Origin of the sequence: Polynucleobacter sp., from assembly GCF_040400325.1 — a bacterium.
Lineage (GTDB): Bacteria > Pseudomonadota > Gammaproteobacteria > Burkholderiales > Burkholderiaceae > Polynucleobacter.
Genome location: NZ_JBBAQK010000012.1, coordinates 25,701 through 36,821, shown reverse-complemented (window position 1 = coordinate 36,821; position 11,121 = coordinate 25,701). Strand labels below are relative to the sequence as shown.

10 protein-coding genes are annotated in these 11,121 nt (G+C 45.4%); 5 read left to right on the top strand and 5 right to left on the bottom strand.

What is annotated here, in order from left to right; translation table 11 throughout:
- Positions 1–72: 72 nt before the first annotated feature.
- Together gap and tkt are read right to left on the bottom strand one after the other, a co-directional pair.
- Positions 73–1,101, bottom strand: a complete 1,029-nt coding sequence (gap, locus tag ABWP14_RS09360; RefSeq protein WP_353202701.1) for a type I glyceraldehyde-3-phosphate dehydrogenase — start codon at positions 1,099–1,101, stop codon at positions 73–75.
- Positions 1,102–1,160: 59 nt separating this feature from the next.
- Positions 1,161–3,155, bottom strand: coding sequence for a transketolase (gene tkt, locus ABWP14_RS09355; protein ID WP_353202700.1), 1,995 nt, complete (start codon positions 3,153–3,155; stop codon positions 1,161–1,163).
- 44 nt (positions 3,156–3,199) lie between these two features.
- Here tkt and ABWP14_RS09350 point away from each other — a divergent pair, with 44 nt between their 5' ends.
- Positions 3,200–3,961, top strand: a complete 762-nt coding sequence (locus ABWP14_RS09350; protein ID WP_353202699.1) for a 16S rRNA (uracil(1498)-N(3))-methyltransferase — start codon at positions 3,200–3,202, stop codon at positions 3,959–3,961.
- 35 nt (positions 3,962–3,996) lie between these two features.
- On the opposite strand, the gene ABWP14_RS09345 is transcribed toward ABWP14_RS09350, so the two are convergent.
- Both ABWP14_RS09345 and ABWP14_RS09340 read right to left on the bottom strand, forming a co-directional pair.
- The gene (locus tag ABWP14_RS09345; RefSeq protein ID WP_353202698.1) at positions 3,997–4,617 is read right to left on the bottom strand and encodes a barstar family protein; all 621 of its coding nucleotides are present in this window, start codon (positions 4,615–4,617) and stop codon (positions 3,997–3,999) included.
- 127 nt (positions 4,618–4,744) lie between these two features.
- The gene (locus tag ABWP14_RS09340) at positions 4,745–7,066 is read right to left on the bottom strand and encodes an NADP-dependent malic enzyme (protein WP_353202697.1); all 2,322 of its coding nucleotides are present in this window, start codon (positions 7,064–7,066) and stop codon (positions 4,745–4,747) included.
- Positions 7,067–7,148: 82 nt separating this feature from the next.
- Between ABWP14_RS09340 and thiL the strand changes: the two genes are divergently transcribed.
- The 3 genes from thiL to ABWP14_RS09325 are packed head-to-tail and all read left to right on the top strand — an operon-like array spanning position 7,149 to position 9,228.
- Positions 7,149–8,168: a thiamine-phosphate kinase gene (thiL, locus tag ABWP14_RS09335; RefSeq protein ID WP_353202696.1), complete on the top strand. Its 1,020-nt coding sequence runs from the start codon at positions 7,149–7,151 to the stop codon at positions 8,166–8,168.
- Positions 8,165–8,725, top strand: a complete 561-nt coding sequence (locus ABWP14_RS09330; protein WP_353202695.1) for a phosphatidylglycerophosphatase A family protein — start codon at positions 8,165–8,167, stop codon at positions 8,723–8,725. The genes thiL and ABWP14_RS09330 overlap by 4 nt, the downstream gene beginning before the upstream one ends.
- A gap of 8 nt (positions 8,726–8,733) precedes the next feature.
- Positions 8,734–9,228 (top strand): CinA family protein, encoded by a 495-nt coding sequence (locus tag ABWP14_RS09325; protein WP_353202694.1) that lies wholly within the window; start codon positions 8,734–8,736, stop codon positions 9,226–9,228.
- Here ABWP14_RS09325 and corA read toward each other — a convergent pair whose 3' ends face one another.
- Entirely contained in the window at positions 9,229–10,194 is a 966-nt protein-coding gene (gene corA, locus ABWP14_RS09320) for a magnesium/cobalt transporter CorA (protein ID WP_353202693.1), read from the bottom strand. It abuts the gene before it with no gap.
- 73 nt (positions 10,195–10,267) lie between these two features.
- On the opposite strand from corA, the gene pyrF reads away from it, so the two are divergent.
- Complete coding sequence (gene pyrF, locus ABWP14_RS09315) at positions 10,268–11,113, top strand: orotidine-5'-phosphate decarboxylase (RefSeq protein WP_353202692.1); 846 nt, start codon at positions 10,268–10,270, stop codon at positions 11,111–11,113.
- The last annotated feature ends 8 nt before the right edge of the window (positions 11,114–11,121 follow it).

Sequence of the window (11,121 nt, the reverse complement as noted above, 5' to 3'; positions counted from 1 at the left end):
CATTAGCATCACTATCAATAGCGCAATTTCAGTAACTTTTAGTGAGTTTTAACTACTTTTACCGACTTTTACTTACTTAACCGCCATTAAAGCTTTTGCAGCATTGAGCATTTGCACTGAATAACCCCATTCGTTGTCATACCAAGCCAATACCTTGACCAATTTTCCATCAGCAGAAATACGAGTCTGTGAGGCATCGTAGATGCTTGGACGAGGGTCGTGGTTAAAGTCGATGGAAACTAAAGGTAAGGTATTGAAGCCCAAAATACCCTTAAGTTCACCGTCGCTTGCCGCTTTCAAAATGGAATTGACTTCCTCTACGCTGGTAGCACGACTTGCGGCGAAGGTTAAATCTACAACGGACACATTAATAACTGGTACACGCATTGCAAAACCATCAAAGCGACCTGCGAGCGCTGGCAACACTAAGCCAATGGCTTTGGCTGCACCGGTTTTAGTTGGGATCATACTGGTCACAGCTGAGCGCGCCCGACGCATATCCTTGTGATAAACATCCGTTAATACTTGGTCATTGGTAAATGCATGAATCGTGGTCATTAAGCCTGACTCAATACCAATTTTTTCCAACAAAGGTTTTACTAAGGGTGCTAAACAGTTGGTGGTACAACTTGCGTTAGATACCACCACATCACCTGGCTTTAAAACCTGTTGATTCACGCCATACACAATCGTCGCATCCACATCTTTTTCACCAGGAGCAGAAATCAATACTTTTTTCGCGCCCTGTTGAATATGAATCATCGCTTTTTCTTTAGAAGTGAAATGACCAGTGCACTCTAAAACTAAATCAACACCCAACTCACCCCATGGGGTTTCTGCTGGATTACGAGTGGAGAACATTTTGATGCGATCGCCATTCACTACCATGCAATCACCATCAACTGAGACCTGGGCTGGAAAGCGGCCATGTGCAGAGTCGTACTGAGTTAAGTGGGCATTAATTGCAATATCACCCATCGCATTAATCGCAACGATCTTAATATCTCGCCTAGGCTTGCCATTGACCTGGTCTTCATACAAGGCGCGCAACACCATGCGCCCAATCCGACCATAGCCATTAATTGCGACATTAATTGTCATTCCATTCCCCTAACTTATATTAAATTCACGAATTTTTAATCTTTGATGAGTCTTGATATTTATTTCCGTGTAATGCACTGCTTCACAGTCTTTGCAATCTGATCGCTTGTTAAGCCAAAATACTCATAGAGCTGTGGTGCAGGCGCAGACTCACCAAAAGTATCTACTCCATGAACAGCTGCGCAACCATACTTCCACCAGAAGTCACTCACGCCTGCTTCAACGGCGATACGAGGAATATTGGCAGGTAATACCTTAGCTTTATAGGTGGCATCCTGCTGATCAAAGACGGTAGTAGAAGGCATAGAGACTACGCACACTCCAATCCCATCCTTTTCTAAATGCTGCGCAGCTTGAAGAGCAAGGGCTACTTCAGAACCAGTAGCAATTATCACAGCATCAATCTTGGTAGATTTTGGATCACGCAATACATAAGCGCCACGAGCAATTTCTTTTACTTGGGCAGCGCTACGAGAAATAAATGGGCAGGTCTGACGACTAAAGATTAAAGCGCTTGGCCCATTCTTACGCTCGATTGCTGCACCCCAGGCAACCCCACTCTCGGTGGTATCACAAGGACGCCAGACCATGAGATTAGGGATCAGCCGCAAGCTAGCGACCTGCTCAACAGATTGATGGGTTGGACCATCTTCACCCAGACCAATGGAGTCATGCGTAAAGACAAAGATGCTGCGCAACTTCATCAAAGCCGCCATGCGCAAAGCGTTACGGCTGTAATCTGAGAAGGTTAGGAAGGTACCGCCAAATGGAATGTATCCCCCATGCAGAGCGATACCATTCATGATGGCGCTCATCCCAAATTCACGAACGCCATAGTTGATATGGTTGCCCCATTGATCACCGCGCACGGCTTTACAAGTAGACCAATTGGTTAAATTAGAACCCGTTAAGTCTGCTGAACCGCCCATAAATTCAGGAACAGCGGGAGCTAAAACTTCAATCGTATTTTGACTGGCTTTACGGGTTGCTACAGATTCTGCTTTTGATTCACATGTTTTCAGATAGGTATTTAAAGTGGCTGCAAAATCTTTCGATAAGTCACCCTGCATACGACGCTGTAATTCCGAGGCGAGCTCAGGATATTTGTTTTTATATGTTTGGAATTGTTTATTCCATTCATGCTCAAGTGCTTGGCCACGCTTTTTAAAATCCCAAGCCGCATAAATATCTTTTGGAATTTCAAATGGAGCGTAGGGCCAGTTCAAAGCAACGCGAGTCTGAGCAATCTCAGTTGCACCTAATGGTGAACCATGTACTTTATCGCTACCGGCCATATTGGGCGAGCCCTTACCAATGGCGGTCTTACAGCAAATTAATGTCGGTTTGTCACTCTTTTTCGCTTTTGTAAGCGCCGCAGATACAGCCTCGGCATCATGACCATCAACATCCCGGATCACGCTCCAGCCATACGCTTCAAAACGTTTTGGCGTGTCTTCGTTAAACCAAGATACCACCTTACCGTCAATAGAAATTCCGTTGTCATCCCATAAAGCAATGAGCTTATTTAACTTTAAGGTACCAGCCAATGAACATACTTCATGACTAATACCTTCCATCAAACATCCATCACCTAAAAAGACGTAAGTGTAGTGATCAACAATTTGATGTCCTGGGCGATTAAATTCTTCTGCGAGCAATTTCTCAGCAAGCGCCATACCGACTGCATTCGAAACTCCCTGACCCAATGGTCCAGTTGTTGTCTCAACCCCAACAGTCATTCCGTACTCTGGATGACCAGGCGTTTTGCTATGCAATTGACGGAAATTTTTTAACTCTTCAATCGGTAAGTCATAACCGGAAAGATGAAGAAGTGAGTACAACAACATCGATCCATGACCATTCGACAAAACAAAGCGATCACGATTCATCCAATGCGGATCGGTGGGATTATGTTGTAAATGTTCATTCCACAATCCAACAGCGATATCTGCCATGCCCATCGGCATACCAGGATGACCTGAGTTAGCCTGTTGAACTGCATCCATGGATAAGGCGCGAATGGCATTAGCCATGCGAATTTGAAGGTTTGACATCGTAAAAGTGGTCTCGAGGTAAATAAATTGGCTATATTTCAGTAATGCCCCAATTTTATCTTCCCGCGCCATGGAAATCCGAAAAGCCAATTACCCTCACCACTGAGCTTGCCCACCATTTACGAGTCCGACGCGTCCAAATCGGGGAAACCTTCCCTGTATTCGATGGAAATGGCCAAATTGGGCAGGCTACGCTGCTATCTATGACAGGAAAAACGGGGCAAGCCGAGCTTAGTAACATTCAGACCGATACCAATCGCGAGACTTCATATGCAATTACCTTGGCCCAAGGACTGGCTGGTGGTGACAAAATGGATTGGATCGTCGAGAAGGCAGTTGAAACTGGTGCGCAAATCATTGCGCCTTTGCAATCTGAACGCTCAGTCATTAAGCTGACACGCTCAAGCGATGAGGAGCGTGCCCAAAAACGACTGGCTCACTGGCGTGGAATTATTCAAGCAGCCTGTGAGCAATGTGATCGGACTGTTTTCACGCAATTAGAGCCCATTCAGAATTTCCAAGCTTATTTACAATCCAACCCAAAACCAAAGCTCAAACTTCTTTTGAGCCCAGGTGCCACAAAAAGTCTGTATTCCGTACTTCTAGATAACGATCCTCAGGATATTGTTTTGATGATCGGTCCTGAGGGAGGTCATTCGCCTGAAGAAGAGGTCATGGCACAGGCTGCAGGCTATCAAATTGTTTCATTGGGTGAGCGGGTACTCAGGACTGAAACGGCCGGTGTAGTGGCGATTACAGCCATTCACAGTGTATGGAATCCTGAAATACAAAATCGCCTCAAGTAGAGGCGATCTCAGCGGCTTTCTAAAAGGCTTTAGCCTTAAGCGAAAGAATAGAAGACGCGGTACGGCGTGCGACGCTCTGCCCAAAAATCCACAGCATCACGGAACACATCTAGCAATGTCTCGCGAGCTTCTTTGTCAAATTTTTGAGTACAAGGCAAGCCCTCGAGCACCACAACAAAACCAGGTTGGGGACCAGATTTATCCACTGTAGTCGTTAAAGCATCTAACAAAGGATCAAAATTCTTTGCCTGTTGTTTTGTAAAGGAGTAAGCAATCGCGATCGATTCCAAAACTTCGCCTTTGGTCATTGCATTTGCACAGTTTGCGTAAATGTAATGCTGTCCGAGCTCAGTAGCCGCCTCTTGAAGATCTGGAGTACGGAAGGCGCGAATAGATTGCACAATATTTGTGCGCACACTGCGCAACATTGCCGGCGGTCCGGCATCACGAACGGCCAAAGCGGCACGCCAAGAAGCTGTCACTTTTTTCCCCGAAACTTGATTTGCTGCATAGGTTTGTAAACGAGATAAGCCGCCCTGAGCATAAATATTGGCAGCGGAAGATTCGGTTTCTGAACGATCATTGCTATCCCAACTTTCAGCACGGCTATGTTCCTCAAAGCTGGCTATACTACTGTTTTCAGAGTGATTAATCATGATGGGTGTTATGTTACCCTTGACACGCCATCAAATCAAGCCCAATTACAGTGTATTTTATATAAACCTATGATTTATATAGGAAAAATATATGTAAGCGATTGCTAACATATATATCTTCAGACCCCTAGGAAATCCCTCTGGCGTCACTTGCGGCCTCAACTACAGCCAAAGTAGTCACATTGACGATCCTGCGAACCGTGGCTGCAGGAGTCAGAATGTGAATCGGTTTAGCAACACCTAGTAACAATGGCCCAATCGCAATGCCATTACCTGCCGCTGTCTTTAGAAGGTTATAAGAAATGTTGGCAGCATCAATATTTGGCAATACCAAAAGATTAGCATCTCCCTTTAATGATGAACTAGTAACTGCAGCACTGCGAATGGTGGCATCCAAAGCGCTATCGCCATGCATCTCCCCATCAACCTCTAATGTGGGATCTGCCTTTTGAATGATTGCCAACACCTCGCGCATTTTGACTGCTGAAGGAGCATTACTAGAACCAAAGTTTGAATGCGAAAGTAAAGCTACTTTTGGCGCTAAACCAAGCTTACGCATTTCACTAGCAGCCATTAGGGTTAGTTCAGCCAATTCCTCTGCTGTGGGATCAATATTGATATGGGTATCTACCAAGAATACTTGGCGACCTGGAAGAATTAATCCAGACATAGCGCCATACACTTTTGCACCGGGCTCATGACCAACAACCTCATCAATATATTTCAGATGAGTTGCAGAATTGCTCACTGTTCCGCAAATCATGCCATCCGCCATACCCTTAATAGTCATGATGGAACCAATTAAGGTATTACGACGACGCATTTCCAGCTTTGCGAAAGATGCTGTTACACCCTTACGCTCAGTCAAGCCTAAATAGGTTTGCCAGAAATCACGGTAGCGAGGATCATTTTCTGGGTTGACGATCTCAAAGTCCTCACCAAGCCTCATCCGTAAGCCAAATTTAACAATCCGATGCTCAATCACCGCAGGACGACCAATCAAAATTGGGGTGGCTAGGTGTTCATCAATGATGATTTGGACCGCACGTAATACGCGCTCATCTTCGCCTTCTGCAAACACAATTCGTTTTTGATTAGCCGGTACTCGTTTAGCGATACTAAAGAGTGGTTTCATCAAAGTACCAGAGTGGTACACGAATTGTTGGAGCTGATTACGGTAAGCATCAAAATCTTTGATAGGGCGCGAAGCCACACCATCATCCATTGCAGCTTTCGCCACTGCGGGCGCAATCACTGTGAGTAAACGGGGATCAAACGGTTTTGGAATTAAATATTCTGGGCCAAAAGAAAGATTCTCGATACCATAAACAGAAGTAACCACCTCGCTTTGCTCAGCTCTGGCTAACTCGGCTACAGCCTTTACAGCAGCCACTTCCATGCCGCGCGTAATCGTAGTAGCCCCCACATCTAATGCACCACGGAAGATAAATGGAAAACACAAAACGTTATTGACTTGGTTCGGATAATCGGTGCGTCCAGTTGCCATCACTGCATCTGGACGAACTGCTTTTACTTCCTCCGGCAAAATCTCTGGGGTGGGATTTGCTAAAGCAAAGATCAGTGGTTTATCAGCCATCTTCTTGACCATCTCTTGCTTAAGAACGCCACCAGCAGAAAGCCCTAGGAAAATATCGGCACCAGCAATCACATCATCCAGAGTTCGCAGATCAGTCTCTTGGCAAAATGGCTCCTTCTCAGGATCCATTAATTCTTTTCTTCCTTTGTATGCAACACCAGCAAGATCCGTCACCCAAATATTTTTACGGGAAATTCCTAATTCAACCAAGAGATCTAAACAAGCAAGTGCAGCTGCACCGGCACCTGAGGTAACTAACTTCACATTACTCGCATCTTTACCAACTACTTTCAAGCCATTCAATATTGCCGCAGCCACAACAATCGCGGTGCCGTGTTGATCATCATGAAAGACGGGAATCTTCATGCGTGCTCGTAACTTACGCTCGACGACAAAGCAGTCAGGCGCCTTAATATCTTCTAAATTAATACCACCAAAAGTTGGCTCTAAGGCTGCAATAATTTCTACTAGCTTGTCTGGATCGTTTTCGTTGACTTCAATATCGAAAACATCAATGCCCGCAAATTTTTTAAAGAGTACTGCTTTGCCTTCCATCACAGGCTTGCTTGCTAATGGGCCAATATTACCCAAACCAAGAACGGCTGTGCCATTCGTGATCACGCCGACTAAATTTCCACGAGCGGTGTATTTAAAAGCATTCGCTGGATCTTTAACAATTTCTTCGCAAGGTGCTGCAACACCTGGGGTGTAGGCCAGAGCCAAATCGCGCTGATTGGTTAATTGCTTAGTAGGGGCAATCTCAATCTTGCCTGGGGTTGGAAACTCGTGATATTGCAAGGCAGCCTCTCTGAGGGCTGCTATTTGTTGCTCTTTATTATTTTCTTTACTCATCAACGAACTCATAGATAGGCGTTATCAAGCTTCCAATTCTATTCCCCTTAGACGTTCTTCCGCCAACAGCCTAAAATGATGCATGGCCTCTCCATCTGACCACATTGGTGAATTTGACCTCATTCAACGTTTTTTTAAAACGGGTGCTGATGCCATGCATCCTCAGCTAGCGATTGGCCTTGGTATTGGAGACGACTGCGCCCTCATTCATCCAGCTAGTGATGAAGAAATGGCGATTACTACCGATATGCTGGTAGAGGGTAGGCACTTCTTGGTTGGTGCTAATCCTGAACTATTGGGCTCAAAGGCCCTAGCAGTCAATCTTTCTGACCTTGCTGCCATGGGTGCAAGACCCTTAGGATTCACCTTAGCGCTGGCTTTACCTAGTGCTGATCAGAAATGGCTAGAGGCCTTTAGCAAGGGCTTATTTTCAACTGCAAAACAATACTCATGCTCCTTGATCGGGGGTGACACTACCTCGGGCCCGCTCACAATTTCAATTACTGCATTTGGCAGCCTGCCTACCGGAAAAGCCATTCGAAGATCAGGGGCAAAACCAGGGGACGATATTTGGGTTTCAGGAACACTGGGGAATGCCAGGCTGGCACTTGCAGCACTCCATCATGAAATCTCACTCTCTGATGCAGATTTCAAACAAATTGAGAATCACATGCATCAACCCACCCCCAGGATTGAATTAGGTATTCAATTAAGAGACATTGCTAGTGCTGCTTTAGATGTTTCAGATGGACTACTCGGCGACCTAAAACATATCCTTAAACAATCTCAAGTAGATGCACAAATCTTGATAGATCGTTTGCCAAAGTCTGAAATCTTATTAAAACAAAGTATTGCGATACAAAATCAATTTGCCGCATGTGGTGGCGATGATTATGAGCTTTGTTTTACGGCAGCAAGTCATCAACGTGATGTCATTACCCGTATTGGTCAATCATTACGTTTAGCAGTGACCCATATAGGGCAAATCACAGCGATGAAAAATGCCGAGGCATCTATAGAATTATTTTCTACAGATGGAAATCGCCTAAGCGATGCAGAAATAAAACCATTATTGAAGTCATTTGATCACTTTAAATCATGAACTCAGCGCCACCCTCCTCACCAGTCAATCCTAACTTCAAGTGGGTCTTCCAAACTGCAGGACGTACCATCGCCTTTGGCTTTGGTAGCGGCTTAAGCCATATTGCACCTGGCACTGCGGGTACTCTCTGGGCATGGGCTGCCTTTTTAGTCGGAGAATACTTTTTATCCACTGAAGATTTTGTATGGATTATTGGAGGTGGAATTTTATTGGGTTGCTGGGTCTGTGGTCATGTTAGCGAAGAGCTTGGGAGAAAAGATTTTGGTGGGATCGTCTGGGATGAAATCGTTGCCTTCTGGTTGATACTCATTTTTATAATGCCTACCAATATTTGGATGCAGATTCTTGCCTTCATACTCTTTCGCTTTTTTGATGCCGTCAAACCAGGTCCAATAGGCATGATTGATCGGCACTTTAAGAATATTGACAGTACCCCAAGTACACCATCCAGCATCCCGCAAATCATTTGGAGGGGCGTTGGCATTATGGTGGATGATTTTGCAGCCGCCTTCTTCACACTCCTCATCATGGCACTCATTCAAGTAATGGTTCGCTAGGAAAATAGATGAATACAGTCGATACCGCAAAAGCACTTGCTAATCTTTTACTTACTCAAGACTGGAAAATCGCCCTGGCAGAGTCCTGCACTGGCGGCCTCGTTTGTGCAACCTTGACTGAATTACCAGGCTCAAGCGCATGGTTTGAGCGAGGCTATATCACCTATAGCAATTTAGCCAAAACAGAATGTCTTGGAGTGCCCACTGAACTCATTGAGTCTCATGGTGCAGTCAGCGAAGCTGTCGCTAGAGCTATGTCTGAGGGTACGCAACGAGTTGCAAAAGTGAAGGCCGCCGTCTCTATTACTGGGATTGCTGGGCCATCAGGTGGATCTACTGAAAAGCCTGTAGGAACAGTTTGCTTTGGGTGGACGATTCAAAATAATAGTGGCGATATATGCACTACTTGCGATACCCAGCTTTTTCAAGGGAATCGTCAAGCGATTCGCGACCAGGCTGCCCACTTTGCTTTAACTAAACTGCTTAAATTACTCAGCAGCTAATTACTTCATCCAGCCCTTGCTGTGGAAGTAAGCAAGCGGAATGATGGCTGATACCAACATTGCACCAATGGCCATTGGATAACCCCAAGAGGTATCTAACTCTGGCATGTGTTTGTAGTTCATACCCCAAATACTGGCCAGTAATGTAGGCGGCATCAACGCTACCGATACCACCGAGAAGATCTTGATGATCTTAGATTGGTTCAAATTAATGAAGCCTACTGTAGCATCCATTAAGAAGTTAATCTTGTCGAATAAGAAAGCAGTATGGTTTTCTAAAGAATCAATATCGCGCAAAATTTGACGCGCCTCTTCTTGCTGCTCATCTGATAACAACTTGCTACGCATCAGAAAAGATAAGGCTCTACGGGTATCCATCACGTTACGACGAATGCGTCCATTGGTATCTTCTTCAGTTGCAATGGTTTCTAATACTTCAGCAGCATCTGAATCATTAATTGCATCAGAAAGAACACGTTTACCTGCACGTTCAAGATTTTCATAAACCTCTTCAAGAGCGTCGGCAGAATACTCGGCATCAGTTGAATACAAGTCGAGTAATACATCTTTTGCATTGCTGACTGAGCCTGGGCGCAAACGTGCACGCAAACGGACTAAACGGAAAACAGGAAGATCTTCATCGTGAATCGAGAACAGCACTTGCTTAGTCAATACAAAAGCGACACGTACGTTACGGGAAGTTTCGTCTTCATCTAACAAGAAGTCAGTACGAATATGGAGATGGCCATCATCGGCCTCAAAATATCGAGCTGAAGCCTCTAAGTCGCCTAAATCATCCAACTCAGGCAAAAGGACTCCAAATGCCTCTTTAATCCAAATAAGCTCGTCCTCCTCTGGATCAACGACGTCGATCCAGATAGGATTAGCGTATTGCAACAATTCATTGCGATCTTCGACTTGCTCTTGAGAGAGGCGGCCATTTTGCAGGACGAACAAGTTGATCATGGTGAACTCCTAAGGAATGTGCGCTAGTTTATCCTATAGAACATGACAGTTTCACTAAAATAAGCCAAAACCAATGAACTCAAGCTCAAATACCTTTAACCAGCAACTCCAGTCTGCATGGGCTTCCCAAGGCAGCATGCTATGTGTTGGCTTTGACCCCGACTCAAAGCGCTTACCCCCATTCCTTCAAGGGAAACCTGAGGGCATCTTTGAGTTCTGTCGTGAAATTGCAGATGCGACCGCCGATTTAGTCTGCTCCTTTAAGCCTCAGTTTGCCTACTTTGCATCCCAAAGAGCTGAGGCCCAATTAGAAAAGCTCATCAGACACCTGAAAGATCATCACCCCCATATTCCGGTCATCTTAGATTCCAAGCGCGGTGATATCGGCAGTACTGCCGAGCACTATGCCATAGAGGTATTCGAGCGTTATGGAGCTGATGCCGTGACAGTTAGCCCTTATATGGGCTTTGACACGATTGAGCCTTATTTGCGTCATCAAGGCAAAGGGGTCATTGTGCTCTGCCGTACCTCCAACCCAGGGGGCTCCGATTTGCAATTCTTAAACGTGTTCCCCGATGGTCAACCCCTCTATCTTCATGTAGCCAAATTAGCCGCCCAACAATGGAATAGCACTGGACAAATTGGCCTAGTCCTTGGCGCCACTTTCCCAGAAGAGATTACAAAAGTGCGTGCGATTGTTGGCGATATGCCTTTACTGATACCTGGTATTGGCGCCCAAGGGGGCGATATTGAGGCCACTGTAAAAGCCGGTGCCATTCCAAATAAGCCTGGCACCGGCATGATCATCAACTCCTCTCGGGCTATTCTGTACGCTAGCTCTGGTAGTGATTTTGCTCAAGCTGCAAGAACAGTAGCGCTGAATACCCGCGACGCATTGAGGGCGGCGGCTGCCAAATAAACATCTAA

What these genes read in the sequence shown, in the direction of transcription:
- corA (WP_353202693.1), bottom strand. Translation starts at nt 10,194, where the DNA reads ATGATCAACTTGTTCGTCCTGCAAAATGGCCGCCTCTCTCAAGAGCAA.
- ABWP14_RS09340 (WP_353202697.1), bottom strand. Translation starts at nt 7,066, where the DNA reads ATGAGTAAAGAAAATAATAAAGAGCAACAAATAGCAGCCCTCAGAGAG.
- ABWP14_RS09325 (WP_353202694.1), top strand. Translation starts at nt 8,734, where the DNA reads ATGAATACAGTCGATACCGCAAAAGCACTTGCTAATCTTTTACTTACT.
- tkt (WP_353202700.1), bottom strand. Translation starts at nt 3,155, where the DNA reads ATGTCAAACCTTCAAATTCGCATGGCTAATGCCATTCGCGCCTTATCC.
- ABWP14_RS09345 (WP_353202698.1), bottom strand. Translation starts at nt 4,617, where the DNA reads ATGATTAATCACTCTGAAAACAGTAGTATAGCCAGCTTTGAGGAACAT.
- pyrF (WP_353202692.1), top strand. Translation starts at nt 10,268, where the DNA reads ATGAACTCAAGCTCAAATACCTTTAACCAGCAACTCCAGTCTGCATGG.
- thiL (WP_353202696.1), top strand. Translation starts at nt 7,149, where the DNA reads ATGGCCTCTCCATCTGACCACATTGGTGAATTTGACCTCATTCAACGT.
- ABWP14_RS09330 (WP_353202695.1), top strand. Translation starts at nt 8,165, where the DNA reads ATGAACTCAGCGCCACCCTCCTCACCAGTCAATCCTAACTTCAAGTGG.
- gap (WP_353202701.1), bottom strand. Translation starts at nt 1,101, where the DNA reads ATGACAATTAATGTCGCAATTAATGGCTATGGTCGGATTGGGCGCATG.
- ABWP14_RS09350 (WP_353202699.1), top strand. Translation starts at nt 3,200, where the DNA reads ATGCCCCAATTTTATCTTCCCGCGCCATGGAAATCCGAAAAGCCAATT.